Origin of the sequence: Vibrio ziniensis (genome assembly GCF_011064285.1) — a bacterium.
GTDB lineage: Bacteria > Pseudomonadota > Gammaproteobacteria > Enterobacterales > Vibrionaceae > Vibrio > Vibrio ziniensis.
Window position 1 is genome coordinate 2,985,859 of sequence record NZ_CP049331.1, and the last position, 26,675, is coordinate 3,012,533.

At 39.1% G+C, this 26,675-nt stretch carries 25 protein-coding genes; 10 read left to right on the forward strand and 15 right to left on the reverse strand.

All coding sequences use genetic code 11. The annotated features are described in order from the left end of the window. Positions 1–314: 314 nt before the first annotated feature. The 4 genes from G5S32_RS13805 to G5S32_RS13820 all read right to left on the reverse strand — a co-directional run bounded on the left by G5S32_RS13805 (position 315) and on the right by G5S32_RS13820 (position 2,455). A complete protein-coding gene (locus G5S32_RS13805) occupies positions 315–1,001 on the reverse strand; it encodes a DUF1481 domain-containing protein (protein ID WP_165312501.1) in 687 nt (228 codons plus the stop codon). A 41-nt stretch (positions 1,002–1,042) separates the two neighbouring features. Continuing rightward, positions 1,043–1,315 (reverse strand): nucleoid-associated protein HU-alpha, encoded by a 273-nt coding sequence (hupA, locus tag G5S32_RS13810; protein ID WP_165312502.1) that lies wholly within the window; start codon positions 1,313–1,315, stop codon positions 1,043–1,045. Positions 1,316–1,592: 277 nt separating this feature from the next. Beyond that, positions 1,593–1,865 carry a hypothetical protein gene (locus G5S32_RS13815; RefSeq protein ID WP_246201017.1) on the reverse strand — a complete coding sequence of 91 codons (273 nt, stop codon included), beginning with the start codon at positions 1,863–1,865 and terminating at the stop codon, positions 1,593–1,595. 2 nt (positions 1,866–1,867) lie between these two features. After that, positions 1,868–2,455: a YjaG family protein gene (locus G5S32_RS13820; protein WP_165312503.1), complete on the reverse strand. Its 588-nt coding sequence runs from the start codon at positions 2,453–2,455 to the stop codon at positions 1,868–1,870. Positions 2,456–2,527: 72 nt separating this feature from the next. Between G5S32_RS13820 and G5S32_RS13825 the strand changes: the two genes are divergently transcribed. The 7 genes from G5S32_RS13825 (at position 2,528) to G5S32_RS13855 (ending at position 9,937) form a co-directional block, all read left to right on the forward strand. After that, on the forward strand, positions 2,528–3,454 hold the full coding sequence (locus tag G5S32_RS13825; RefSeq protein WP_165312504.1) for a D-2-hydroxyacid dehydrogenase: 927 nt from the start codon (positions 2,528–2,530) through the stop codon (positions 3,452–3,454). A 142-nt stretch (positions 3,455–3,596) separates the two neighbouring features. Further along, the gene (locus G5S32_RS13830) at positions 3,597–4,166 is read left to right on the forward strand and encodes a uracil-DNA glycosylase family protein (protein WP_165312505.1); all 570 of its coding nucleotides are present in this window, start codon (positions 3,597–3,599) and stop codon (positions 4,164–4,166) included. Positions 4,167–4,458: 292 nt separating this feature from the next. Continuing rightward, positions 4,459–5,445, forward strand: coding sequence for an LPP20 family lipoprotein (locus G5S32_RS13835; RefSeq protein ID WP_246201019.1), 987 nt, complete (start codon positions 4,459–4,461; stop codon positions 5,443–5,445). A gap of 28 nt (positions 5,446–5,473) precedes the next feature. Beyond that, entirely contained in the window at positions 5,474–6,472 is a 999-nt protein-coding gene (locus tag G5S32_RS13840) for a hypothetical protein (protein WP_165312809.1), read from the forward strand. Between the two features lie 3 nt (positions 6,473–6,475). Then, positions 6,476–7,075 carry an LPP20 family lipoprotein gene (locus G5S32_RS13845; RefSeq protein WP_165312506.1) on the forward strand — a complete coding sequence of 200 codons (600 nt, stop codon included), beginning with the start codon at positions 6,476–6,478 and terminating at the stop codon, positions 7,073–7,075. 150 nt (positions 7,076–7,225) lie between these two features. Further along, the gene (locus G5S32_RS13850) at positions 7,226–8,959 is read left to right on the forward strand and encodes a transglycosylase SLT domain-containing protein (RefSeq protein ID WP_165312507.1); all 1,734 of its coding nucleotides are present in this window, start codon (positions 7,226–7,228) and stop codon (positions 8,957–8,959) included. 183 nt (positions 8,960–9,142) lie between these two features. After that, complete coding sequence (locus G5S32_RS13855) at positions 9,143–9,937, forward strand: ETEC_3214 domain-containing protein (protein ID WP_207621588.1); 795 nt, start codon at positions 9,143–9,145, stop codon at positions 9,935–9,937. A gap of 813 nt (positions 9,938–10,750) precedes the next feature. Here the strand turns inward: G5S32_RS13855 and G5S32_RS13860 are convergent. Both G5S32_RS13860 and G5S32_RS13865 read right to left on the reverse strand, forming a co-directional pair. Further along, positions 10,751–11,131, reverse strand: coding sequence for an endonuclease domain-containing protein (locus G5S32_RS13860; RefSeq protein WP_425509200.1), 381 nt, complete (start codon positions 11,129–11,131; stop codon positions 10,751–10,753). 222 nt (positions 11,132–11,353) lie between these two features. Next, on the reverse strand, positions 11,354–12,658 hold the full coding sequence (locus tag G5S32_RS13865) for an MBL fold metallo-hydrolase RNA specificity domain-containing protein (RefSeq protein WP_165312508.1): 1,305 nt from the start codon (positions 12,656–12,658) through the stop codon (positions 11,354–11,356). 362 nt (positions 12,659–13,020) lie between these two features. On the opposite strand from G5S32_RS13865, the gene wecA reads away from it, so the two are divergent. From wecA to G5S32_RS13880, 3 genes are all read left to right on the forward strand, one after another. Then, on the forward strand, positions 13,021–14,079 hold the full coding sequence (wecA, locus tag G5S32_RS13870; protein WP_165312509.1) for a UDP-N-acetylglucosamine--undecaprenyl-phosphate N-acetylglucosaminephosphotransferase: 1,059 nt from the start codon (positions 13,021–13,023) through the stop codon (positions 14,077–14,079). Between the two features lie 790 nt (positions 14,080–14,869). Continuing rightward, on the forward strand, positions 14,870–15,964 hold the full coding sequence (locus G5S32_RS13875) for an ATP-binding protein (protein ID WP_165312510.1): 1,095 nt from the start codon (positions 14,870–14,872) through the stop codon (positions 15,962–15,964). Between the two features lie 35 nt (positions 15,965–15,999). Then, a complete protein-coding gene (locus G5S32_RS13880; RefSeq protein WP_165312511.1) occupies positions 16,000–16,221 on the forward strand; it encodes a hypothetical protein in 222 nt (73 codons plus the stop codon). 534 nt (positions 16,222–16,755) lie between these two features. Here the strand turns inward: G5S32_RS13880 and G5S32_RS13885 are convergent. The 9 genes from G5S32_RS13885 to G5S32_RS13925 all read right to left on the reverse strand — a co-directional run bounded on the left by G5S32_RS13885 (position 16,756) and on the right by G5S32_RS13925 (position 26,574). Next, the gene (locus G5S32_RS13885) at positions 16,756–17,922 is read right to left on the reverse strand and encodes a nucleotide sugar dehydrogenase (RefSeq protein WP_165312512.1); all 1,167 of its coding nucleotides are present in this window, start codon (positions 17,920–17,922) and stop codon (positions 16,756–16,758) included. 300 nt (positions 17,923–18,222) lie between these two features. Next, entirely contained in the window at positions 18,223–18,969 is a 747-nt protein-coding gene (locus G5S32_RS13890; RefSeq protein WP_165312513.1) for a glycosyltransferase family 2 protein, read from the reverse strand. Between the two features lie 91 nt (positions 18,970–19,060). Then, entirely contained in the window at positions 19,061–19,828 is a 768-nt protein-coding gene (locus G5S32_RS13895; protein ID WP_165312514.1) for a glycosyltransferase domain-containing protein, read from the reverse strand. Further along, entirely contained in the window at positions 19,825–20,604 is a 780-nt protein-coding gene (locus tag G5S32_RS13900) for a hypothetical protein (protein WP_165312515.1), read from the reverse strand. Before G5S32_RS13900 ends, G5S32_RS13895 begins: the two co-directional genes overlap by 4 nt. Then, positions 20,597–21,781: a hypothetical protein gene (locus G5S32_RS13905; RefSeq protein WP_165312516.1), complete on the reverse strand. Its 1,185-nt coding sequence runs from the start codon at positions 21,779–21,781 to the stop codon at positions 20,597–20,599. Before G5S32_RS13905 ends, G5S32_RS13900 begins: the two co-directional genes overlap by 8 nt. Before the next feature lie 5 nt (positions 21,782–21,786). Beyond that, positions 21,787–23,076 carry a phenylacetate--CoA ligase family protein gene (locus G5S32_RS13910; protein WP_165312517.1) on the reverse strand — a complete coding sequence of 430 codons (1,290 nt, stop codon included), beginning with the start codon at positions 23,074–23,076 and terminating at the stop codon, positions 21,787–21,789. Between the two features lie 218 nt (positions 23,077–23,294). Beyond that, positions 23,295–24,227 (reverse strand): glycosyltransferase, encoded by a 933-nt coding sequence (locus tag G5S32_RS13915; RefSeq protein ID WP_165312518.1) that lies wholly within the window; start codon positions 24,225–24,227, stop codon positions 23,295–23,297. Continuing rightward, positions 24,224–25,315 carry a UDP-galactopyranose mutase gene (glf, locus tag G5S32_RS13920; protein WP_165312519.1) on the reverse strand — a complete coding sequence of 364 codons (1,092 nt, stop codon included), beginning with the start codon at positions 25,313–25,315 and terminating at the stop codon, positions 24,224–24,226. The genes G5S32_RS13915 and glf overlap by 4 nt, the downstream gene beginning before the upstream one ends. Before the next feature lie 17 nt (positions 25,316–25,332). Continuing rightward, entirely contained in the window at positions 25,333–26,574 is a 1,242-nt protein-coding gene (locus G5S32_RS13925) for a flippase (RefSeq protein WP_165312520.1), read from the reverse strand. Between the last annotated feature and the right edge of the window lie 101 nt (positions 26,575–26,675).

A 26,675-nucleotide genomic window follows, 5' to 3' on the forward strand; every position in this document is an offset into this window, starting at 1 on the left:
AAAACCCCCTCTAACTCCCCCTTCATAAGGGGGAGAACTAAAAGCTCTCCGCTCCTCCCCTTTTAAAGGGGAAATAATGCCATCCTAGATAAAAATAAGATCAAACTGAGCATCGGTAGAACAGCGAATAGGCGTCAAACGCAAACACGCATTCATTCGTCCCTGAAGCTCCGCCGAGCCATCCATGGCTCAGAGGGTTTGCTTATCGACGCCTATTCACTGATCAGGAAATTATCCAGAATGGTATAACGCACTTCTCCTCCCCCTTTACAAAGGGAAGCTGGTGAGGTTGCTTTCACTGATATTTGAAAAAATCAGTCAATCAAATTAGGGCGTTCAACACAATCGTAGTCATCGTCAGCGAGAATTAATAACTCGTCGATATAAACCGTGTTGTTGCGGATTTTGCCAAGAAAGCCGATGTAGTTATCGAGACTAGATAAGCGGCTCATGACAAAGCTAGGCAGCGTATTATTAAACTCAACCTCTGTGTAATCTTTCCCATTGCACAGTTCAAACGTGGTTCCATCCCAAAAACCCTGAAGCAGCTCTAAGCCTTTCTTATTCTGGTCTTTAGTCATATTGCCGATCGATTCGGCTTCTAACACATAACGTTCTAACTGCCCTTCATTCAGAGGGAGGATCTTTTTCTCGACTCGGTATTGCTGATAAACAGCTTCACCATCTTTATTAAAGCGGACATGTACCGTGTATGGCACGAGTTCCCCAGCTTTGAGTTGCTCGCCCTTACGGACAACTTCACGCACATTCCCTTCGTCCCAACGGTAAGACGTTTCATACCAGCCATTCGTCTCTGAAGTAACATGATCAGCCGCAGACACGGATTGCGAGGTACTTTCAGTGAACCAGTAGTAGTGAGTAGTATCACTTACCCGTTGGCCACCAGAATAATGGGACTGTTTACTGAAATTAGATGTAGCGGAGGATGAACATCCAACTACCATAGCGGTAGTGATAAGAGAGAGAAGAATTTTTTTCATAAAAAGAACGCCGAGATAGAACCACCTCGGCGTAGTATAGATTACTTAATAGAATCTTTCAGTGCTTTACCTGCCACGAATGCAGGAACGTTTGCTGCAGCGATTTGAATCTCAGCACCAGTTTTTGGGTTACGGCCAGTGCGAGCTGCACGATGATTTACTTTGAATGTACCAAAACCAATTAGTTGAACTTGGTCACCATCTTTTAGTGCACCTTCAACTGCGCCTAGAGTCGCTTCAAGAGCAGCTTTTGCTTGAGCTTTAGATAGGTCTGCTTTTTCTGCGATAAAGTCGATTAATTGGGTCTTGTTCATTAGTTTTCCCTTCTGGATAGGTTATCGAATTCAGTTCACTCTAAAGCATAAGTGCCCTAGCTGGCAAAGGTTTGTCATGCAACTTCTGCTTAAATGACTTAGTTTTAACCATAATCTGAGCTTCAACTCACAATTTGCTTTAAAGACTAAGCAAGTACAGACAGGATTAACACCAATATGCTATGACGCCGCATAAAGCTTAGTGATACAAGCAACAATAAGTATCTGGTGTCGAAATACAAATTCGACGACCAAAATTTATTTAACTCTTATTAAACTATTTAACCCTGACCAAACTATGAGTTTGCTGACCCACATGAAAAGTACGCACTTGAGACACCCGCATACTTTCCACTTGTTCTAACATCGGTAAGCTATATTGACGACGTTTCATCCATTGTAGGGGTTCTTGAAAACTGTCTTCGTTAATCACGAACGACTCATCTTTCAATTTTGACTCAGACACTCTGACGACCCAGATACGCGAACGAAAATCCAGCGCTTGCACCAGAGCCTCTTTTATCCGAGCAACACTCTTCAACCAATACATGCTTATAGCGCAACACCAATATTGCTGACCCCTTCTTCACGCAGTTCTTGGCGTAAATCTTTGATCAAATCAATGTCACGACCTTCGGTCTCACGTAGCGGACGATAGATAGCCCATTGCACATCCCACTCCGCACAAACCGCTTCGTTCTGTTTTTGATTGTCGTTAGTGATCTCTTCACCCGTTTGCGCTTCTTCTAACTGCGCCACCGTCATTACCGAAATTTGGCTTACTTCAAGCATATTTTCGAACAGGTAATCACGATCCAATAGACCATGAAGCAGAGTTGACAGCGCCACACAGGCATCAATCGCAGGAAAAACAGCATACATATCGAAATCTTCAGCATTTGGGATCAGCTCTTCCAGCTTCTCCAACTGATGCTCAAAATTCACTTTTGCGGTTTTGACGGTTAACTGTTCCCAAACACTATCAAGAATGTCGCGATAAACACGAGCATCACCAAATTCAGTATTTTCACAAAACATGGCATAGTTAGGGTACATACGCTCACACAAACAAGCCATAAACGTAATTTGTTGCCAAGGTTCAAACTTCTCAAGACGAACCTGTACAGGATTTTGCAGCATAAGCACTCAACCGTTGAGGAAAATAGACAGCGGAAGTGTACTGGATAAACTACGGGGAAAAAAGCCGCTGTTATGAACAATTTCACTCACAAGCTTTATATTTTGACGGAACAAAATGATGTCTATCGCCAACATATCGAATCACATCAGTTAGAAGACTTAGAGATCACCGAAGACAGAGCGCAAGCCTCAATACTGCTCGCTGCGCCACCCATGGCGGCTAAGTGTCTTGACCAGTTCCCTAACTTAGAATGGCTACAATCGGCTTTTGCCGGTGTGGATGCCCTCATCGCTCCCCACATGCGCCAAGATTACGAACTGACTAATGTCAAAGGCATCTTTGGTCAACAGATTGCTGAATACGTGCTGGGCTATATGATCAGCCATTACCGCCATTTCCCTACTTATCAGGGCCAACAACAGCAACAACAGTGGCAGCAACACTTTTACCAATCCTTAGATAGCAAAGTGATGCTGATTTTGGGCACAGGCTCGATAGGCGCTCACCTGTCGAATGTGGCTGCCAGCTTTGGTCTTAAAATCATTGGAATTAACAGTACCGGCATTCCAGCCAAAAACGGCGTGTTTCATGAGACTTACCATATCAACGAACTGCAAAGTGCCATGCAACAAGCAGATGTCGTGGTCAACACGTTACCGAATACGCCACGCACTAAAGGATTACTCAATAAAATCACACTCGGTTACTGCAAAAATGCGCTGCTGTTTAACGTTGGACGCGGCGCAATACTGGTTGAAGAAGAGTTGATCCCTTCCATCGAAGCCGGCCATATTCAACACGCGTTTCTCGATGTATTTATCAGCGAGCCTTTAGCAGCGGAACACCCATTTTGGTTACACAGTGGCATAACTGTAACACCGCATATTGCCGCGCTCAGTTTTCCTCATCAGGTGGTGGATATTTTTGCCCACAACTTCCGTTTGTGGCGCGATGGCTTCCAACTCGAAAATCGCATTGATTTTGAGAAAGGCTACTAATTTTCTGAGAAAGATGACTAATACCATCCTAGATAAAAATATGATCAGACTGAGCATCGACGAGCAGCGAATGGGCGTCAAACACAAACGCGCATTCATTCGTCGCTGAGAAAAGCGACTCACCTGTTATTAAAGGTTACCAATGCTAGAACCGCTGCTGAAACAAATCCGAGCTTGTGATGTGTGTACTCACTCACTTCCACTAGGCGCGAACCCTGTTATTCAAGCTCATCGCGCAGCGAAACTGCTGATCATTGGTCAAGCGCCGGGCATTAAGGTTCATCAGACATCCATTCCCTGGAATGATGCCAGTGGTCTTAGACTGAGAAGCTGGCTAGATATTGATAGCGACACTTTCTACAATCCACACCACGTCGCTATCATGCCAATGGGGCTTTGTTATCCAGGTAAAGGGAATAGTGGAGACCTGCCACCAAGAAAAGAGTGCGCACCACTGTGGCATCAAAGCGTACTGGCAGAACTGCCTAATATAGAAATGACATTACTGATTGGGCAATATGCGCAAAATTATTATCTGCAAGACAAACCCAGTACTCTGACAGAAACGGTCAAACAGTGGCATAAGTGGGCTCCGAAATATCTGCCCTTACCTCACCCATCGCCACGTAACAGCTTATGGCTGAAAAACAACCCTTGGTTTGAAAACGAAGTGATCGCTTATATAAGAGAACGAGTTCATCGGGTTATTTAGCCGCTTTTTGTTCAAGCTAGATAACTAAGAGCATTCACTCTATTTATAGCTAATAGCGAATACCATCAGAATTCTCTCCTTCCGACGAGGTCCCCATTCCTATTGTTTTGATTTAAAAAAGCAATCAACCCTCAAGTTTTGACCAAGAATTGACCTAAAACTTTCAGTTTGCATACATTTTGAGACAAAAAATCTGATCGTTGTCATAAAAATGTGATCCCGTACCAAAAAACAAATTCCCATACAAAACGATGGATATAAGATACAAAGTCGGATTAGTAAATGAAAAAGAGTGAATATATCAATGCTGGCAATGAACAAGATCCTATTCGTGTGCTCTATGAGCCTCACACTATTGGCTTGTCAATCAACGAACTCTCCCGATTGGTATAATGCTCCACCAACCAATGACCCCAATTATCTTGTTTCTGTCGGCCAAGGCCGCAGCTTAGATCAAGCAAAAAAATCCGCTCTTAACCAAATCAACGCCCAGCTGTGGACCCAAATCGACTCTTCATTTTCATCCCGTGACGTATACCAGAGCAGCAATGCAGCTTCCTCATCGTCTTCTCTAGTCGACAGCAAAATCAACAGCAAAACAGCAACCGTCACGTTTACCGATATCGAGTACCCACTAATCGATAAAAATGATATTGCCTACTACGTTCAGGCCAAGGTAAAGCGAGAATCGGTCATTAAACAGCTTCAGGCTGACATTAAACAAGTCAACCAACAAGCTGAGCAGCAGTTACAAAAGCTGCAACATCAAGACTCACTTATCTGGTGGTTAGAAAACCGCGAATTAGTCAAACAAGCCGAGCTTATTGCTGTACGTCAGTCGATGCTACGTGCGATGGAAGTTAACGACATACCTACAGCACCTCACATGGAAACACTGGCGGCAGCCGTATCGAAGACTCAATCCAGTCTGGTTATCCGACTGAATAACTCAAAATCCGATCAAAAAGCAGCAGAGCTACTGGCTGAAAAATTCTCTGTTGAAGGCGTCAAAACCTCGCTCAAAAACACCTCTCAAGCAACACATCATTTACGTATGAGCACTGAAGTCAGAAAAAGTATGGTTGGCGATGCTTTCATCACCACCCAGCTAACCACACTTACACTTCAAGGCCGCCAAGGCAATACGCTCGCCAGCAACGAAATCATTTCAAGTGGTAATTCTTTAACAAACTACTCTCTGTCAAAAGAGGGAGCACAAAGACATTTCGCAGAAATCGTCGAAACCCAGGGGTTATGGAAATCTCTAGGGATTAAATAACAAAAAATACAATATGGAGTTGTCTATGATGTTTAAAAAAGGTGCAGTGGCGCTAGGCTTAACTGTGATTCTCGCAGGGTGTGCATCAGACCCAGAAAGAGTGTGCTTACCGGATCAAGCCGTGCCTATTGCAGAAGCTTCGGTTCCAGCTAAATCAAGTGAAGATCGCAAAGTTATCGTGTTACCGGTTGATTTTGAATTCAAAGACAGTGCACAGAAAAAACTGCAGTCTGTTATTCGTAACTCTTTGGAAAGCCAAGTGGTATCAAGCGGTACTAACCTAGTTGACCGTAAAATTGCGGACAAACTCAAAGGTGAAATCAAACTGGCTGAGCAAAGCGGTCGCTACAACAAAAAAGGCGTGCCAATTGCCGACCTTGCCGTGCTAACTGAAGTGACCAGCAGCGACCTTACATACAGCTACTCAGAATCGTATACCTATAAAGATAAGAAAGGTAAAACCCACCGAGTTCCTGCGAAATGTAGCTTCAAAGTAGAAGTAAACGCGATCGCCAAAGTGGTTACTTTGCCAGATATGAGCCTAGTGAGCCGTATTGAACTGACAGGCGACCACAGAAAAAGTACCGAAACCAAGAGAAGTGATTGCCCAATCACTAACGCAGGTTACGAAGGCTTAGCGACGAAAGCAGCAGCAGAAGCTGTTGAACACAATCCAAAGATCAAACAACTACTTGCAGCAACAGCACCGGTTCTTGAACTGCGCCAATGTGACGATATTAGCATGGTGAAAATTGCCATCGGTTCAGACAAAAAAGTACAACCAGATGCCAAAGTGGCGTTCTCTACCGCTATTAAAAACAGCGAAGGTGAGATAGAAACGTTTGCAGTGGGTGAAGGTAAAGTAGTGAACATTCCAAGCCATGGTATTAAACCAAAATATTCATGGGTAGGCATCGATGAAGAAACCGCACTGAAAATCCAAAAAGGTGACGCTGCGAAGATTATTCCAGACACCTGTAAAGGCTTCCTAGACTTTGAATGTAAAATTGTTAACTCGGACTTCTAAACCATGAAAAAAACACTACTTATCAGCGCTATGGTGGTTGGCCTAGCAGCATGTAACAGCACTCAAACTGTTGAACAAGCGGAAAAATTCGCACCTTGTACTTTCCCAGACGCACCAACAGCGGAAGCACCAGCGTGGATCTGCGATGTAATGCCGAAAGATTTGGCAGCGGGCGCAATGGGCTACGCCAAGAAAAGTGCCGCAGGTATGAGCGTAATGCGTAAAGTGGCAGTCAACGATGCGCGCGTACAGTTAGCAGCGCAATTCCAAACTGACGTAAACAACATGTTCAAGCAAGCGATTGAAAGCAATGTCAGCACCACAACGGAACTTGGCCAAGTTGAAAATGTAATGGAAACATTTGAAAACGTAACCAAAAACGTAGTGACTCGCAGCCTTTCTAACAGCAAGCTGATCGTAAGCCAAGTCAGCCCTGCAGGTGGTTTATACGTGTTAGTCGGTATGGATAAAGAAGCCTACCAAGCAAACGTAAACCAAGTGGTTGAAAGCGCATCAAAAGAAGCAAGCTTATGGAACCAATTCAATAGTGAAAAAGCCGCGGAAGATCTAAACAACGCGCTTAACTCATTGAAAACGATGTAAGCAAAACAAAGCAGGGATTCACACTTGCCGCTGTTTTTATCTCCTCCCCTTTTCAAGGGGAGGTTGGGTGGGGTTGCTTCCACAACCGTTAAAAACTGCAGTGAAAGATCCCTGTTTTTTAAGCTTTAAATACTTAGGCTAGGAACCTGCATGCGATTATTCAACAAAACCATTATTGCCCTTTCACTGCTGACCTTGTTCTCCCCTAGTTTCGCTGCAAACAAGGACGCTTTTGCAGAACTGGATCAAGCAACCCAAAAAGCGAAGCGCTCTCAGAGTGAAATTAATCAAGAGTTTATTGACTACATCAATCATCGCCTAGATGAGTATGAAAAGTGGCGTGAAGACTATACAAAACAATTGGATGAGCAGAGAAAAGAGCTGATCAACCAATGGGGTAGCGCTGAGATTTCAGACAAAACAACCGACGTCGAATACAGCTCTGACGATACCGTCAAGAAAGTAATCGACTACGATAACAATACGGCGACAGTTTCCGTATTGGTGGATGCTTCCGTCTCCGAAGCCCAGGCAAAACAGCTGATTAAGAAAGCTCAGCTTGCTGATGGCATCACCTTTGATCCGCGAATGGCCCAAGTAAGCGAAGAATCCGTCAATTACTCCAAACAGCGTGAAGATCAGGAAAGAACGTTCATTCTGCAACAAACCCAGCAGCAGATGAACGAATACGATATTCAGGCTGAGCGCCTAATCTCAGCCAATACAGGTATTCCTGACGAATTTATCTATCAACGTGCGCACAACAAAAAGATGGCGCTGATAGAAGAAGCGAAAAAACGCATGCTCGTGGTTAGCCGCTTGTATCAAGCTAAGCGTCAGCAACTGGAAGGAACGGCTCAAGCTGAACCAAAACCAGCAAGCCATACCCTTGCTAAACCGGCAGTAGCTAAACCGGTAGTAACTAAACCAGCAGTAGAAAAACCTGCGGCTCAAGCCGTTGAGAAAGCGAGCGAACAAACCGCACAAACACTGGATCCGCAAAAAACAGGGGCTCCGCAAAAAACAGCTAAGCCGATAGTTGCCGAACCAAGTACAGCAGCAAACGAAAGTGCTCTAGCGAAAACCGCTGTACCCGTTGTTGAACAACCGCTCGTGACAGAAGAGAAACCTGTTGAGTCAACCGCAGTTGAATCTGCGCAAGTAGAACCTGCGCAACTAGAACCCGTAAGCACAGATGCAGCCATCGCTGTCGCCCAAGTTGAAACACCGGTAACCGATGCGCTGCCAGTTGAAGAAGTAGCGGCTAACGATGAACCCGCACCAGTAGCGAAAAAAGTCATCAGCTACAAAATCAGCTTACCGAATAACAACCTAGCGAAGCGAGCGAGCCAGTATCAGCCAATGGCACTGCAAGAAAGTGACAAATGGTCAGTAGACCCTGCCCTTGTAATGGCGATTATGCACAGTGAATCGGCATTCCGCCCAGATGCGAAATCGCACGTTCCGGCATTTGGTTTAATGCAGATCGTTCCTTCTTCTGCGGGTCGTGATGTCAATAAACAAGTGCGTAATATCGACGCGCCAATGGAAGAGAGCGACCTCTATCAGCCGCCTATCAACGTAGAAACAGGTACTGCCTACTTACACATCTTAAATGATAAGTATCTGAGCAATATCAAAGATGATAAGAGCAGACTCTACTGTACGATTGCGGCCTATAACACAGGGGCTGGCAACGTGGCTCGAGCGTTTAACAGCAATCGCTCCACCAATATTCAAACCGCTTCAGAAAAGATTAATAGCATGACGCCTGATCAGGTCTACACGCAGTTAATCAAAAACTTGCCTTACGATGAAACGAAAAACTACCTAAAGAAAGTTTCGTCACGTATGGCGTTATACCAACCTGAAAATGCATTGTGAGGTATCGATGCTACGTATCCTTTCCTTATTACTGATCGTTACCGGTATTTACATCGGCGTACAGTATAAAGAACCAATATTGGAACTGTTAGGCCAGGACTCTTTAGATAAAGTTGAAAATCTATTGAACGATGGAAAAGAAGCTCTCATTAATAAAATGGAAGAAGTGCAGGGTTAACAACTATGTCTCCGTTAGAAAAAGTATCTCAGTTAGAACAAGCGGTTGCAGAGCCTAGCTCTGCAGAAGCTAGTGTGGAAAAAAAATCGTTAAAAGATCACTGGGGACGCGCTATCGCGCTCGTCTCCCTTGTGGCTATTGCACTCGGTAGCTTTAATGACAGTACCGATGCGTTAGAGAAAATTTATGATTTCTCGCTCTCTCAGTTTACGGATATACCATCACAAGAGAAGCTAGCTAAAGTGTATGTTCGCGCCTCTGCGGATGTGTTAGATGAAGCGCTGGGCGCACCAGTTTACATCAAACGCTCTGCTGACGGTGATCTAATCAAGTATTACCAAGACGGACGTTTTGTTCTCTCGGCTGTAATTAAAGACGACGCTATCGCCGCTTATCTGGTGTTCCCAAATGAAGGTTTCACACCAAATACCAAGCTTTCAGCCGGTGGTGAGGACCTACTATCAACACCATTCAGTGACCAAGAGGGGGTAAGTGACTTGCGTGCTTCTCTATCTCGCATTCTTACTTACTACATCGAAGAAAATACCGGTGGCGAGTTTAACAACCTGTACACGTCAGTGAGTGGCTACTCTGAGTTCCAACAAGAACTGACCGGTGAACAACATCAGCTACTCGAAAGCTTAGTGGATGCCTTTACACTGGGTGATGATGTGACCGACTCAGCTCAAGCTCTGCGCCAAGCAATGAAACCAAATTTCTACGGTTACAGTTCGCTAGGCTTATCAGCGTTAGAAGATGCGATTTTAACCAAGTCGGAATATCAGTTGATTCAGCAGTAATTCTCGCTTTTGCTCTTGGTTCTCCCCCTTACCAAAGAGAGAAATCAACATCACCCGCTTTTGCTCTTAGTTCTCCCCCTTTCGAAGGGGGAGTTAGAGGGGGTTTTATCTTCCGCTTAATCCAAAGCGCATAACACTGCTTCGGTGAAAGCCACCCCACCTAGCCTCCCCTCCATAAGGGGAGGAACAAACATCACCCGCTTTTGCTCTCAGTTCTCCCCATTTCGAAAGGGGATGAATCAACACCGCTTGTTTTGCTCTTGGTTCTCCCCCTTTCGAAGGGGGAGCTAGAGGGGGTTTTCTTCCTCTTAACTAAATGCAGAAAGCAGCTGATAGGTTTATTTGGCGAATGACAAAGTGAATATGAAATCTAAAGTTATCTATGCAAAACTTCCAAAGTAAAAAAGCTAAGCCTCTGTTTTACCAGTATAGATAACCTCATACGTTTCTTTATGTTGGAATATTTCGACATCGCAATTCACACACTGCAATTTGTAATAATTAGCCTTGATGACTTTTTCCAAAAACGTACGCTGGATCCGTTCAAAAACAGAAGTTTGGTTACAACACGGGCAATGTTCATGGAACTGCATAGCCATTTTTCTTATATCCCTATCTAGTTAAGTCGTTAATTTAGTGTGTAAACACTCAATAGAGTAAAAACTCTGGGGATAATAATTAAATAACCAGACATTACCGTGATATTGGTTCCAAATTAATATCTAGATACAATTCAACCAGATGAATAACAAGTATCGCTTAGAACAAACACCGTCCGCTTTGCTCTCAGTTCTCCCCCTTTCGAAGGGGGAGTTAGAGGGGGTTTTCTTTGCCAATAGTAGCGACAATAACTTCAACAACACTCTCCAACTCAGTCATCACTTGTTGATTGGTAAACCTTAAAACTCTAAGACCAAGGGAAATCAAATACTGATCGCGGGCGAGATCATTAACCATAGCATCACTGCTGTAATGGCTGTCACCATCAATCTCAATAACAACCTTTTTATGGGGACAATAAAAATCAACGATATAGCCATCTATTCCATGCTGACGACGAAACTTTACGCCTAATTGATTACTTCTAATTCGTGCCCATAAGCGCAATTCTGGTTCGGGCATATGATTACGTAAAATTTGCCTTAACTTCTTATGTCTCGAAGTATTAAATATTTTGTTTATATTCTCGCTCAAAGTTTCGACCTCCCACTGTGAAAGCCACCCCACCTAGCCTCCCCTCCATAAGGGGAGGAACAAACATCACCCTCTTTGCTCTTGGTTCTCCCCCTTATCAAGGGGAGGAACAAACATCGCCCCCTTTGCTCTTGGTTCTCCCCCTTACCAAGGGGAGGAACAAACACCACCCGCTTTGCTCTCAGTTCTCCCCCTTACCAAGGGGGAGTTAGAGGGGGTTCTTTACTCCACGACCTCATAACCTCGATTTCTGAGTGTTTCTGCGAAAGCGGCTTTGGATTCTTGCTCTCCGTGGATTAAATGAACCTGCTTTGGTTTCACTTTTATGCCCTCAACAAACTTGAGCAAATCGTCGCTATCGGCGTGGGCAGAATAACCAGACATAGTATGAATGTGAGCGTTTACTGACACCTCATCCTCATCTATCCATACGGTTTTATTACCTTGTTGGATTGACTTGCCTAACGTTCCCTGCGCTTGGAAGCCAGCAAAAATCACATCGGTACGTTCATCGGGTAATAGCGCTTTGAGATAATCCATAATGCGCCCGCCTTCGCACATGCCAGAAGCGGCGACAACGATGGCAGGCTCACCGGTTGAAGCTAAACGGTTCACCAACTCTAAATGCGACTGATGATCGCCAACCGTAATGCACTGCTCGAACGCCAAAGGATGACGATGCATTTTCAGGCGCTGCTTCGCCTCTTCTCCCCATAGGCTTCTAAAATGCTGATATGACTGCGTCACCTTCTGCGCCATAGGAGAATCAAGAATAATAGGCAGCTTTACATCAAGTTGATGCTGGTAAATCAACTGCTCGATATCAAACAGCAGTTCTTGCGTTCTACCGACACTAAACGCAGGTATCAGAATGGTTCCGCCATCTAACAAAGAACGGTCGATGATCTCTTTTAATGCTTGTGCGCGTTGCTCTACACCATCATGCAAAGAACCGCCATAGGTCGTTTCAATGACGAGATAGTCAGCTTTTTGTGGAGAAACAGGATCAGGCAACAACGGCGTATTACTCGGGCCTAAATCACCAGAAAACACCACCAATTCTTGATTAGGAAGCTCAACTTCAAGATAAGCTGAGCCTAAAATATGCCCCGCAGGATTAAAACGACAGCGGAACGTATCCACGTCTATCCAACGATAATAATCGACAGGGTGAAGTAAGCGAGTGATAGCTTCAATAATTGGCTTACGCGCTTCATACGTCATCGCTTGTTGAATTTTAAGCCCATCATCCAGCATCAGGGGAACCAGTTCCGCAGTTGCCTTAGTACAGTAAATGGGGCCTGAAAATTCTTGAGCAATTAACCAAGGCAAACGGCCAATATGGTCGATATGCGCATGAGTAAGCACAACCGCTTTTACATTATCGAGAGAAAACGACTCCGAGAGTAGCTGAGCATCTGGCCCTTGGAACATTCCGCAATCAATCAGAATAGAACGGTCACCAAAAGTCAGCTCATGACACGAGCCAGTAACGGTATTTTTGCCACCATGATGGATAAGTTGCATTCACCAACCTCGCTATATTCTAGTTATTCACCGTCTTGATGAAACGCTCTGTTTTATCAAGAAAGGCAGCGCAATCGCCTTCATTTAAAATATAGGAACAATAGTGAAGCAATACTGCGGACGAGGTAGGATTTTGTATACAAGTTTGTATTACATGCGAAAGTTTAGAAAAACTTTCCACACTATCAATATGTTGCTTTTTTAACTGTGTTTTATGTTAGTAATTCGTGTCAATTTAATGTCAGAGGCAGCGTCAACTTACTAACTTATAACAAAAAATTTCATACGTTAAACCTTTATAGAATTGAACTTTTGTTTTAAAATTGCTCAATAATTAAATAATGCTTTTTGAGACCTAAGTTGTGCTAACTTCGCTAATTGATCTGGCTTTTTTGTTCTTTTTCTCATTTACCACTTTGTTTTTCCTTCGTAAGTTTGCCAAAACAATCGGCCTTGTGGATAAACCAAATGCGCGTAAATTACACGAAGGTGTTATACCGTTAGTTGGCGGTATTTCTATCTGTTGTTCGCTACTCTATTTCTTGTTCAACAACCCTAACATCATTCCCCACACCCCTCTTTATGCTGGCTGTATTTTGCTGCTGGTGATAGTAGGCGCGTTAGATGACAGGTTCGATATCAGTTTTCAAGTGCGCTTTTTTGTACAAGCGGGGCTTTCTGTTGCCATGATGACCATTGGCAATATTGAACTGCATAACATCGGTAATATTTTTGGATCAGGGAACGTTACGCTAGGCTGGTTTGGCTATGTGGTCACCATCTTATCTGTTGTTGGGGCAATTAACGCTTATAACATGGTAGATGGTATTGATGGCTTACTGGGCGGGATGTCGATTGTGACCTTTGGCGGGTTAGGCATTCTGGTGGCTTTAGATGGGCAAATGAATATTGCGTACCTATGTTTGGTGTTGGTGGTGATTACCCTACCTTACATTTTGCTCAACCTTGGCGCTCTTGGCCGCAAACGCAAAGTGTTTATGGGTGATGCAGGAAGCATGCTGATTGGTTTTACGGTAATTTGGTTGCTACTACTTTCCAGCCAAAACGGTACCGAGCCACCTATTCGCCCTGTTACTGCTTTATGGTTAATTGCGGTACCACTGATGGATATGGCAGCGATTATGATTCGCCGCGTGCGCCGTGGTGATTCGCCATTCAAACCAGACAGAGAGCATTTACACCACATCTGCCAACGTTTAGGGCTAAGTACCACTCACACGCTGATTACCATTTGTTTAATTGCATCAGCCTTAGCGGGGTTTGGTATTTGGGGTGAAATCAATGAAATCAGTGAAACCATCATGTTCTACTGCTTTATGATTTGCTTTATGGCTTATGCCTTGATGCTGAACTACATCTGGCGAGTAACAACGTGGGTGAGAGCTCTGAACACCAACTAATCAATGGCTAACTAATCAATGAATGGAGGTTATCTATCCAGAGCTTCAAGGAGAGAAGAAGGCTACAACCCATTAGTCCTTACTGGTATAGATAACCTCAAACGTCTTTTTATGCTGATACAATTCCGTTTCACAATTCGCACATTGCAACTTGTAATAATTAGCTTTGGTTACCCTCTCCAAAAACGTACGTTGCACCCTATCAAAAACTGAGACCTTCTTACAACATGGGCAATGTATCTGGAACTGCATAGCCATTAATCTGAACCCTTACTTCGATAACTTATTAATTTAACGCCAATACTCACAGAGTAAAAGCTAGGTGATAATAGTTATCATATCAAGTATTTATGTGATATCCATCCCAAGCAGTGGTTTAAATAGAAAATCAATTGCATATTAGAGAAAGCTAACATTTGAGTTAATCGTACAATGACCACCTTACTACTGGATTAAAAAGAAAAAGCCCCAACTATTGAGGTAACAGTTCACTAGCGAGGCCTTGACAAGAAACTGGTGTGGTGTTGTTAACTTGATCCCACATTCGACTTGAGTGATCCTTTTCACGTGGCAATCTGAAGGTATGAATAAGAAAACATTACCTCCACCACCAGATTCCGACTCGCCTGAAGAGTCAAAAGATATCATCCATTTTCTATGGAATAAATTGGCAGAACTTGAAGATCGGCTTTAGGACGACAATGACATTTGTGGCTAGTTGTGTTAAAAAATCTACCACAACTTAGTTTTGTGGTATTTTTATTACACAAGCTACCAAAAGGGCATAACAATGGATATCTGGCATTATCCTCGTACACAACTTGCTACGTTCATCCTTAACGGGATGGACAAAGGTCTTCTTCAACGTGTTTCAATCTTCGCTCCACGTAAGCGAGGAAAAACTCAATTTATCCAGAAAGACATAATCCCTATGGCTCGTGAACTTGGTGTCTTGCCTATCTATGTCGATTTTTGGATGCAGAAAGACAATCCAGAAGGCATTTTCATTAAATCCGTCATTGATGCTTGTGAAAGGAATGAGGGATTTCTAAATAAGCTTGGCAAAGCTCTCAACTTCAAAAAGTTAGGTTTTAGTGCAGTTGGCGGCAAAGTTGAAGTTGAGCGTTCTCAAGCCGAGTTAAGAGCGGACTTATTCGCTGTATTTCAACGATTAAACCAGTTGGGCATGCCTGTTTTGCTTTTACTTGACGAAGTTCAACATTTGGCTACTCGCAAAGAATTTGACTCATTTACAGCTGCTCTACGCAGTTTTGTGGTAAACAGAGAGGATAACAACGTTAAATGCATCTTCACAGGTTCGAGTAGAGAGGGATTAAGTCGCTTATTCAAAGACAACAAAGCTCCATTCTACAACTCAAGCCAAACCCAGATCTTTGAAGAACTGGATATGGATTTCGTTGAATTCGAATTGGTCGCATTCAAAAACGTCACTGGTGGTGTGGAACTCGACAAACACAAAGCACTAGAAATCTTAATCAAACAAAACCGCGCTCCTGCTCGATTTGTTGAAATGCTGAAGAACATGGCCCTTAATATGGTTCATGACTTAGATATTGGTGTTCATCGCTATGATGTTGATCGTATCGAGTCAGAGAATCACTTTTCAAAAACATACGATCAACTGAAACCTATCGAAGTGGCAATCCTAAAGCTTGTTGCGGCCAATGAGTCAAAAGGTCTTTATACAAAAGCAGGATTAGACAAAGTAAAGGCTTTCACTGCCGCCCCAGAAACAGATGTGACAAAATGGTCGGTGAAAAATGCAGTCACACGATTGAAGTCGCTTGAACTCATTTACAGCCCAGAACGTGGCAAGTTGGAAATTGAGAATCACGATTTTCGTGATTATATTCTTGAAAAGTAGCTGATGATGACTAGTGCCTTTAGGCATGTAAAGACATGAAACATCAACCGCGATTGGGGCTAAGTACCACTCACACGCTGATTACCATTTGTTTAATTGCATCAGCCTTAGCGGGGTTTGGTATTTGGGGTAAAATCAATGAAATCAGTGAAACCATCATGTTCTACTGCTTTATGATTTGCTTTATGGCTTATGCCTTGATGCTGAACTACATCTGGCGAGTAACAACGTGGGTGAGAGCTCTGAACACTAACTAACAATGAATGAAGGTTATCTATCCAGAGTCTCGAAGAGAGAAGAAGGCTATAACCCGTTAGTCCTTACTGGTATAGATAACCTCAAACGTCTTTTTATGCTGATACAATTCCGTGTCACAATTCGCACATTGCAACTTGTAATAATTAGCTTTGGTTACCCTCTCCAAAAACGTACGTTGCACCCTATCAAAAACTGAGACCTTCTTACAACATGGGCAATGTATCTGGAACTGCATAGCCATTAATCTGAACCCTTACTTCGATAACTTATTAATTTAACGCCAATACTCATAGAGCAAAAGCTAGGTGATAATAGTTATCATATCAAATATTTATGGGACATGCATTCCAAAACAATGGTTCATTTTAAATTAGTTGCATATTAGAAAAAGCTAACATTTGAGTTAATCGTACAATGACCACCTTACTATTGGATTAAAAAGAAAAAGCCCCAACTATTGAGCCATAGTTGGGGCCTTTGCTTAACTAGTTTTTGCTTAATTAAAAAAGGAAAATTCTTAATCAGCCAATTTCTTAGTCACTACCAAACAGATCACGCGTATACACTTTATGTGCTACGTCGCTGATTTCATCCACCATACGATTAGAGACAATCACATCACAAACCGACTTAAACTGCTCGAGATTGGTTAGTACCGCAGAGTGGAAAAACTCACTTTCTTTCAGTGCAGGCTCGTAAACTACCACTTCAATGCCTTTTGCTTTAAGTCGTTTCATCACACCTTGGATAGCAGAAGCACGGAAGTTGTCAGAGCCTGCTTTCATAACCAAGCGATAAATACCCACACGTTTCGGATTGCGTTTCAAAATGGAATCTGCAATGAAATCTTTACGTGTAGTATTTGCATCCACAATGGCTGCAATAATGTTATTTGGTACATCAGCATAGTTAGCTAGTAGCTGCTTAGTATCTTTAGGTAAACAGTAGCCACCATAACCAAACGATGGGTTGTTATAGTGACCACCAATACGCGGGTCTAGACTTACCCCTTCGATGATTTGACGAGAATCCAGCCCGTGTGTTTCAGCATACGAATCAAGCTCATTAAAGTAAGATACACGCAGTGCAAGATAAGTATTGGAGAACAGCTTCACCGCTTCAGCTTCCGTTGAATCAGTAAACAGCACTTCGATATTTTCTTTAATCGCGCCTTCAACTAACAAGTTAGCGAACATTTGAGCACGTTCACTCTTTTCACCAACAATAATTCGTGATGGATGCAAGTTATCATACAGCGCACGCCCCTCGCGTAAAAACTCTGGCGAGAACATAATATTATCACAACCAAATTCTTCGTTTATGCGAGCGGTATAACCGACAGGAACCGTTGATTTAATCACCATCACCGCATCAGGGTTAAGAGCCATCACATCTTTAATAACAGATTTCACAGATGATGTGTTGAAATAGTTCGTTTCGACATCGTAATCAGTAGGAGTAGCGATAATCACATAATCCGCATTTTTGTACGCCAGTTGTTTATCTAGTGTGGCAACAAAATTTAAAGGCTTATTAGCAAGAAAATCTTCAATTTCTACATCAGCAATAGGAGATTGTTTGTCGTTCAATAATTGAACTTTTTCTTTAATAATATCTAATGCAACAACTTCATGGTTTTGAGCCAATAACATTGCATTTGATAAACCAACATAGCCTGTTCCGGCAATGGCAATTTTCATTATTACAACCCATATCTTATCTATTTATACGTTAATAACTTCATAATTAGTTAAATCTAACACCAAGTCTTCAGTAAAGGTTAATTTAAATCGAAAGGGATACAAATAATACTAATCACTCAACAATAACACTATTGGGCAAGAGTCATTCTCATAAATAGTTAGTTTATTAATACAAAGTTTCAAAATATTTAAAGAAACTAACCATATCAGGAATAATCATTGTTTCTGAAAGAAAATTAAAATATCAATAAATCAAACTAAATAATTTATCATATCCAAGTAAAAAATATAGAAAAATCACTTTCTAAAAAAAGCCCGCCAAGCATAAAAACAAAAACATTCAAGAGATTTTAGTAAACTCAATTTCTCTATTTTTCTATATATTTCCCATTGCCTTTTCGCCTTTCTGAACTTGTTTCTAGAAATAGAATTAGGGAGAATACGATATTGAGTTAAAACTTCAGGTAAAGGATAAGCTTCTACTCCCGTTTTAAGCAGTTTTAACCATAATCCGTAATCCTGACCAGTACGAATTAAAGGCATCGATATATCATCAAATGCACTACGTCTGAGCATTACTGTCGAACAACCTAATGTTGCCTTTTTACGTAGCATATCTTCATAGGTAACAGGTTGACTTAAATGAGTATCAACTCTTCTTTGCAATGGTATTCCATTTTCATCAATTAGCTCATAGGCTGTAAATGAAAAATCAATATTATTTAATTCCATGAATTCAACTTGCTTAGAAAGCTTATCAGGAAACCAGATATCATCGCTATCAATAAAAGCAATAAAGTCTCCACTAGATGCCTCTAAAGATTTATTACGAGAAACTGCAGCTCCGGAGTTCTTCTCATTATTTAATATTTTTACTCTTCTATCAGATATTGATTTAAGAAAACTAATCGTATCATCGCTTGAACAATCATCAGTTACAATCCATTCATAGTTAATGTATTCTTGTAATAATATCGAATTATATGTTTCACGTATTACATTTTTACAATTGTATGTAGGGGTTATTATAGAAACCAGCTTCATAATAATAAATCTCGACAAATAAATACAGACCGTGTACTTAGTCACTAACAATTTTATGGAAAATCATGTCAACAACAGTATTAAATAGATTTTAACCATCAATTTTCTTAACCCAGTAATCAATATCTGTAGTTAGCATTCTATATTTTCTTTTCAACTTTATAAGAAGGTCACTGAAAGAGATATTTCTATGTTTATAGCAATAAAAGTCAGCTCCTTTCATTCGGCTATTATTCTTTTCCAATGCATTAAAACTAATGAAATCCTTACATTTCCACAGTGCGAATGGTAGATATATTTGATCTCTCTGAACCCCACAAGAAAAAAGCTCCCACCACAACTTCATCAAATTATCTACATTATCATTATGCTTCCTATAAATAACATTAGCCTCATATAAACCATCAAAAATATAACCGGAGTTTTGAAAGTCCACAATTAATTCTGATAGCTTTGGAATGCTTTCATCAGGAAGTCGTCTCATCCACAAGTTGGCCGCCATTTCCTGAATCACATTTTCTCTATGAGGGTGAGAATAGCATTGCATATCATAACAAATCGATGCTTCCATAAAGCTATCTAAGGATTTTACTATATCAACATTGCCATCAATATAAATGCTATCTTTATATTCATTTAGAAAGTAATGCGGAAAAAATTTAATATATCTATTTTTCTTAACATTACTATCAAAATCCATATTTTTGATAGTTTTTAGTTCCCAAGGAGGGGAATATAAAACATTATCGGAGTCAGAAAACAAAATGTAATCAAATTTTTCTTTATCCACAGCAGTCAAATTCACAACTTTATCATAGTTACCGAATATTGCTGTATATATTACTGTTTTATTTTTCATTTAAATACTTTCGGTCGATGTAACAACATTGTAAAAAGTCTATATTTGATTTTAAAATACATTTGTTTATAAATATCAATCTTAACTAAAATTTGAACAAAATAATTAAAATTTGAGACATCTATTAGTTTAAAATTATCTCTTGTAACTAAATTACTGACTAGAATATGTTCTAGAAAGATAGCAAGCTTTTTCCTCTTTACAGTATCTAAACCTAAAGACTTAAATTTGGAAGCCTTATACCAACCGCCAAAAAACCTTTTAGGGAAAAGCCAACTATCAAGCCTTTCATTATAAACATTTTTATTGCCAACATATAGATCATTAACGTTTATAGGATTGATTTTCAGTTTCTCTGGGACAAATATATTATCAATATAATTGAATTTAAAGTTGGAAAGACAAAAAAAGCAAGTTGGCACTATTTTATAATCCTGCTTATTTTGAACCAACCCATACAACTCTTGTTTTTTGTCTTTGGAGTAATTTCTAATGATTAATTTAACAAGATATACATATAGATATGAATAATGAGAATCAAATATTGTACTATTTAAAAAAAACAAATTACCTTCAAAATATTCATTCTCTCTTAATATTAAATCCAACCCAAATTGATAACCAGAAAATTCAAAGAAATCATTAATTCCTGAGTATTTATCACTGCGAGCTGTATCTATATCAATTACTTTTCCTAATCGACTAAGAATTGAAATTTCTCTTTTTAAAATGTGAATTGGTTTAGCATGATGCACATAAATTATTGTATTATTCATTGTGTAACTTTATTTTTAAACGATCAATATTGATCAAATATGCGATACATAACCAAGGAACTGGATTACCTACAGCGCTTAGAAAAATCAAATAGAAGGCAAATGTGATATATGCAGACTTGAATTCAGACATTTTGAAAACTTGTAGCACAGGCTTAAATACAATATTAGATAATAGTATGAAACCAATAATACCCATGTCCAATGCTATGGACGCAAAATAGGCAACTGGGCGGACACTTTCATAACGCCCACCAAACCAAGTGTTAAAGTAACTTATATCGTAGGCTGGTATTCCGCTATTATTTAAAGCTATTTTTGAACTGAATTCCCAAAAACCAACACCAAATCCAAAAATAGCATTAAACATACTCTTGTAAGCTGCGTACACTGAGATAAATCGAAAACCTGATGCATTCAAGGCCAAACTTACAAATGAACTAAAATCATCTTGACTTAAGGCTGCATGTAGCAGGTTAAGTGCTCTAGAGCTAGATGAAAGATCACTAAATCCTACGGCTAAAAATAATATACCTAAAGCTATAACTAACTTTAATCTATATTCCAATAAAAGAAATATAGATATGTATATCAATCCGGTAGCAGAACGAATAAAGTACAAAATAAAGAATGCGATAAACACATCAAAAATAATTGTAACCTTATGATTTAGAAAAGAATATCTAAACAAAATATATACAAATGTTACTTCGCAAGCTGCTCTAGATGGTTCGCTTGATAGTAATGAGATGCCTCTCCCCCCCTCAACAACATCAGTTCCACCTCTTGACATCAGTATATCAATTATACTATCTAGAGCTATAGCATTTGCCAATCCACTAAACTGCAATAACCCTAGAGCAAGTAATCCAAAAAATATAAATTTAACTATATTTTCACTAGATCGCTTTCTTTCATTTAATATATATACATATACTAATAAAGGATTTAAATATGCAAAGATAGATCTAATAACTTCATCTGAGATTTCTTGAAAATACAATGCTCCGTATATTGATGATATAATCATTAAAAATATCACCAACATCACATTCTTGTATAAGCGCACCCTTCCTACGAGGAAATAAATTATTCCATAGGGAAAAATCTCAGCCTTGATTAACGAAAATGTAACCGAAGGAAAGAAGAGAAGTACTTCTAAAAACTTTTTAATCATAAGAACTATCTTAAATAAGATTTAAAATCCGTCTTTTTACTTGTCATATCATGAAGAACTTGATTTTCATTAAAATTAATGTTCATATTATCACCGAAATATCTAAATGAAATATTTCTTATCTTATCTTCTATATCTTTTCTCAAATCGCCACTTACATTAATGATCAATTTTCCGTATTCAAATTGTTCAGCAAGATAATCTATGCAAATATCTTCTTCAATAGCCAAATTTTTAAAAATATAATACAACGTCAAAGATGGATATTCTTTATCATTATAGCCATAAATTTTCTTTCCGACTCTACCGGTTATCTCGCTAATTATTTTGTGACTTCGCCCGCAATCACATTGCTCATCAGTTAAAATTATTGCATCACCGAGTTCATATCGAATAATGGGAAATGATTTTGAATGTAAATTTGTAACAACAGCTTGACCAGCAATATTTTCCAAAATACATGTTTCTTCGTTAATATGCATTTTCCCATGCTCACATTCAAATGCAATTATTCCCGCTTCGGCAGCTCCGTATTCACTTATAATTTTTCTGTCGAAAGCCTTTATTGCCATTTCATTATAAGAATCATAAATTTTTTCAGATGTACCTTTGACAACCTTTAAATTTTTCAAACTAAGATCATTTTTAACTACAATTTTTGCGACTTCGTTAATTACAGAACTGTACCCATGAATCATTACGGCATCTTGGTTATTTAAGATCATATTTTTGATGCTATTTTCATCAAAGGTAAATAACCTCTTCCTATTCAAAAGAATGTCATTAATCTTATTTTTAAATTTATTTTTTTTAGAGTTTGTATATCCCCAAAAATATAGACTCTTACAGTATGGTTTTACACCATGCCAACTTAAACCTCTTGCAATAGAGGCTCTGTGGTAAGAATCCCATTCTTCATCTCTTGGAAAAACCAATGGCTCACCACTAGTCCCAGAAGTTTCGGAATTAAATATTTTTTTGAAATTAAATTGATTTACAGTACTGATTTCATTGATGTTATCTAACAACTCTCGTTTCGTTATAGTTGGCAAAGAGTTTAATATATCATATAAATTATCATTTGAATTTAATTCAATCTCCCCTAAAACCTTCAAATAGTAAGCACTATTTTCTTTTGCAAATTCAATTAGATCAAAAAGTTTTTTCTTCTGTATATCTTGAAGTTCTTCCAAACTAAAGAATTCAGACTTTGACAACTCTTCCATAGCCATATAATAGCTTGGATTTCTAAACTTAACTCCAATATTATATATTATCTTGTGAAGACTAATCATAAACCACCCTTAAATATCGGTAAAACTTCGATGTATAAAAATATTTTATAAAAAACTCCAAACACCAATCTACCTTTAGTAAATAAGAACTTAATTCTACTATTTATTTATTTATTTATTTATTTATTTATTTATAAGTAATCCATAAATGTATATACATGTTAAAAAACAATAGTACAATTAATTTATATCTGGCGACGTCATCACGCCTAACATCTCTACCTCACATTAGGTAATTTGTACTTATCAAAGTACCCATCCAGATAATAACAAATAAATATACATAATAATCTTAGCTCAATCTTAGATAAAAAATAAAAGAATGATTTAATGAAAAACCTATATTTTCTTAAACCAAACTCATATTTTCCCGCCAAGTAACCTCTGTTTCTATAGTAGTTCATTTGCAATTTTTCTGGTTTCACTTCCATTTTCAACAATCCAAACATGAATGGTTCATATGTAGTTTTCGATCTAGGATGATAAACTTTAGCATCGACTACAGTAGCTATTTTTCTTCCACTATTCTTAGCTCTTTTGATATATTCAACTTCATCCCCCCAAATAAACATCTCTGATTTCACGAAACCAATATCGCGAACGAAGCTAGACAAGAACAGCGTACCATTGAATGGATTAGCAAGATCAGGGATTAAGCCTCTCTCATCCTTTATTAAAATGGCATCTTCCACTGTTTGTATTTCTTTACTAAGACCAAATGATAATTTTTCATTGTTTTCAACGTCGACAACTAGTGGATTTACAATATCATAATCTGTATTAAGTAAGGCTGAATAAAGTTTTTCTAACGCATCTGGGTTACATACAGCATCATCATCAGTGAACCAAATAACATCTGCGTCTCGAGATAAAGCGATTTTTTGTCCTAATGCAAACCCTCCAGCGCCACCAATATTTGCGCCACTGTTTTTATAATGCACTGTAAATTCATTATTGTTTAATTTAACATTTCTATCTGAATCATTATTAATCAGACCTTCCTTTAATAGGAGTTCCTTTGTACCATCGATGGAGTTATTATCTACTATAATAATTTCGTCAAATTTTTTTGTTTGATGTGACAATGACATAATCGACAATAGTAAATCATTTTTTTTGTTATACGTAACTATAACAACTGATATTTTCATAGTTCTGAAACCATATTCAAAGCAGATTTAATCACTAAGTGCATATCTAAGTATTTGTATTCACCTAAGCGTCCACCAAAATGGACATTCGCTTTTGTTTTCGCCAGTGTGCGGTATTGTTTGAATAGCTCCATGTTTTTATTATCGTTTACCGGATAATAAGGCTCATCACCGAGCTTCCATTCTGAAGGGTATTCTTTAGTAATCACCGTATGCTTGGTGCTCACAAAGTCAAAATGCTTGTGTTCAATGATTCTGGTATACGGAATTTGTCGTTCAGTAAAGTTAATCACTGCATTGCCCTGATAATTCTCAACAGGCAGTGTTTCCGATTCAAAACGCAGGGTTCGGTACTCTAGTGCACCAAATTGATAATCAAAAAATTCATCAATTGGGCCAGTATAAATGATTTCTTTGGCAAGCTTGGTTAGCAGTTCTTTGTCTTTCAAGAAATCTACATTTAAGCGCACTTCAATACCGTCAAGCATGCACTCAATCAACTTGGTGTAGCCACCAATTGGAATGCCTTGGTATCGGTCTGAAAAGTAGTTGTTATCGTAAGTAAAACGAACAGGTAACCGATTAATAATAAAAGCGGGTAATTCGCTACATGCTCTGCCCCATTGCTTTTCGGTGTAACCTTTGATCAGCTTTTCATAGATATCTCTGCCCACCAGAGAAATAGCTTGCTCTTCTAAGTTTTGCGGCCCAGCAACAATTTCTTTTCTTTGTTGGTTAATAACATCTAAAGCTTCTTGAGGCGTTTTCGTTCCCCAAAGCTGGTAGAAGGTATTCATGTTAAATGGCAAATTGAAAAGTTTGCCTTCATAGTTGGCTAACGGGCTGTTGGTAAAACGGTTGAACTCAACAAAGCTATTAACGTAATCCCAAATGTACTTATCGTTCGTGTGGAAAATATGCGCGCCATACTTGTGAACCTGTATACCGTCGTTATTTTCAGTATATATATTCCCACCCAAATGCCCTCGTTTATCAACAACAAGAACTTTTTTGCCCTTTTTATTGAGTTCGTGTGCACACACAGAACCAAAAAGTCCAGAGCCTACTATAAGAAAATCGTATTCCATCAATGAACCTCAAAATATTAAAAATTTGGTATTTTTTTAATTTTTATAACAAGCCACATAAAGGCTGTTACCATTATTTCAGTTATTACAACAGACAATGCAGCGCCAATATAATCAAAATAAAAACAAAGTGGTAACAGTGTAAATAAACTAATTACTCCAGACAATATCAATATTTTAGTAAATTCTTTCTTGTAACCATGAGTCAAAAGAATCTGAACACCAAAGATATTACTCAATCCAATCACAATTGGTAGAACACTCATAATTCTTAAAACCGATATGCTTTCTGCGTACCCTTCACCGAAAAGTATATCTATAACAAATGGTGCAAATATATACATTGAAATTCCAATAGATAATGTCAATGAGAACTGTAATTTCATTAGATATTTTATCATATTCATTGCATCTAATTGACTATTCACCATCAGACTATTTATTCTTGGATAAAATGATGCAGATATTGGTGTATATAACCCCTGTGCTGCTTGTAGTAATTTATTGGCAGATGCATAAATACCCACACTAATAGGGCCTGACAACAATCCTAAAACTACAGTAGTACTTGTTGTATATAAACTTTTAGCCGCTGATGACAAAAACAAATACCAGCCATCATTTAGTTCACTTAAAACACCATTTACTGTCGGTTTATGCCATGATATCCATTTTCTCTTACTGATTAATGAAAAAGAAAAAACTACAATCATCAATGATGGAATCGAATTTATTAAAGCAGCAACCCATACATCTTCAGCAGATTTTACAAACAAAAAGAACAATGGAATAATAAGTACTTGGAGAAACAATCTAATAATAGATATAGTACCTAACTGCTCCTTACCTTGAAATAGCCATTGTGGAAATAACGCAGCGCCTAATACCGAAAAGTATGCGGAAAATAGCACTATTGACATATCACTTATGCTCTCGAACATAAATTTCAAAACAAATATTATTATAAGCCCTATAAGGGTAAGCAATAGCCTGGCTGCTATCACGTTCCAGTAAATTTTACTTAATTTAAATTTATCATCTTTGTTTTGGGCTATTTTTTGAGTAGCAGACAAATCGAAGCCATAATTAACAAATATAACAAAATATTGTACAATCGCTATACAAAAAGTAAGCGTCCCATACCCTATTGGCTCGAGAGTCCTAACTAAATATGGTAAAGTTATTAATGGTATTATATATCCAGCAACTCTGATACTAAATAAAGAAGAAATATTTTTTATTATTGTTTTATCTAACATTTGCACCTGCATGTTAACTCAAAAGAAATATCACTTAGTTATTTAAAGTCTATTTTTATATTTAAAACATTAAGGAGCATGTGCTACTTCTGTTCAAATTC

What these genes read in the sequence shown, in the direction of transcription:
- G5S32_RS13805 (WP_165312501.1), bottom strand. Translation starts at nt 1,001, where the DNA reads ATGAAAAAAATTCTTCTCTCTCTTATCACTACCGCTATGGTAGTTGGA.
- hupA (WP_165312502.1), bottom strand. Translation starts at nt 1,315, where the DNA reads ATGAACAAGACCCAATTAATCGACTTTATCGCAGAAAAAGCAGACCTA.
- G5S32_RS13815 (WP_246201017.1), bottom strand. Translation starts at nt 1,865, where the DNA reads ATGTATTGGTTGAAGAGTGTTGCTCGGATAAAAGAGGCTCTGGTGCAA.
- G5S32_RS13820 (WP_165312503.1), bottom strand. Translation starts at nt 2,455, where the DNA reads ATGCTGCAAAATCCTGTACAGGTTCGTCTTGAGAAGTTTGAACCTTGG.
- G5S32_RS13825 (WP_165312504.1), top strand. Translation starts at nt 2,528, where the DNA reads ATGAACAATTTCACTCACAAGCTTTATATTTTGACGGAACAAAATGAT.
- G5S32_RS13830 (WP_165312505.1), top strand. Translation starts at nt 3,597, where the DNA reads ATGCTAGAACCGCTGCTGAAACAAATCCGAGCTTGTGATGTGTGTACT.
- G5S32_RS13840 (WP_165312809.1), top strand. Translation starts at nt 5,474, where the DNA reads ATGTTTAAAAAAGGTGCAGTGGCGCTAGGCTTAACTGTGATTCTCGCA.
- G5S32_RS13845 (WP_165312506.1), top strand. Translation starts at nt 6,476, where the DNA reads ATGAAAAAAACACTACTTATCAGCGCTATGGTGGTTGGCCTAGCAGCA.
- G5S32_RS13850 (WP_165312507.1), top strand. Translation starts at nt 7,226, where the DNA reads ATGCGATTATTCAACAAAACCATTATTGCCCTTTCACTGCTGACCTTG.
- G5S32_RS13855 (WP_207621588.1), top strand. Translation starts at nt 9,143, where the DNA reads ATGTCTCCGTTAGAAAAAGTATCTCAGTTAGAACAAGCGGTTGCAGAG.
- G5S32_RS13865 (WP_165312508.1), bottom strand. Translation starts at nt 12,658, where the DNA reads ATGCAACTTATCCATCATGGTGGCAAAAATACCGTTACTGGCTCGTGT.
- G5S32_RS13875 (WP_165312510.1), top strand. Translation starts at nt 14,870, where the DNA reads ATGGATATCTGGCATTATCCTCGTACACAACTTGCTACGTTCATCCTT.
- G5S32_RS13880 (WP_165312511.1), top strand. Translation starts at nt 16,000, where the DNA reads ATGAAACATCAACCGCGATTGGGGCTAAGTACCACTCACACGCTGATT.
- G5S32_RS13885 (WP_165312512.1), bottom strand. Translation starts at nt 17,922, where the DNA reads ATGAAAATTGCCATTGCCGGAACAGGCTATGTTGGTTTATCAAATGCA.
- G5S32_RS13890 (WP_165312513.1), bottom strand. Translation starts at nt 18,969, where the DNA reads ATGAAGCTGGTTTCTATAATAACCCCTACATACAATTGTAAAAATGTA.
- G5S32_RS13895 (WP_165312514.1), bottom strand. Translation starts at nt 19,828, where the DNA reads ATGAAAAATAAAACAGTAATATATACAGCAATATTCGGTAACTATGAT.
- G5S32_RS13900 (WP_165312515.1), bottom strand. Translation starts at nt 20,604, where the DNA reads ATGAATAATACAATAATTTATGTGCATCATGCTAAACCAATTCACATT.
- G5S32_RS13905 (WP_165312516.1), bottom strand. Translation starts at nt 21,781, where the DNA reads ATGATTAAAAAGTTTTTAGAAGTACTTCTCTTCTTTCCTTCGGTTACA.
- G5S32_RS13910 (WP_165312517.1), bottom strand. Translation starts at nt 23,076, where the DNA reads ATGATTAGTCTTCACAAGATAATATATAATATTGGAGTTAAGTTTAGA.
- G5S32_RS13915 (WP_165312518.1), bottom strand. Translation starts at nt 24,227, where the DNA reads ATGAAAATATCAGTTGTTATAGTTACGTATAACAAAAAAAATGATTTA.
- glf (WP_165312519.1), bottom strand. Translation starts at nt 25,315, where the DNA reads ATGGAATACGATTTTCTTATAGTAGGCTCTGGACTTTTTGGTTCTGTG.
- G5S32_RS13925 (WP_165312520.1), bottom strand. Translation starts at nt 26,574, where the DNA reads ATGTTAGATAAAACAATAATAAAAAATATTTCTTCTTTATTTAGTATC.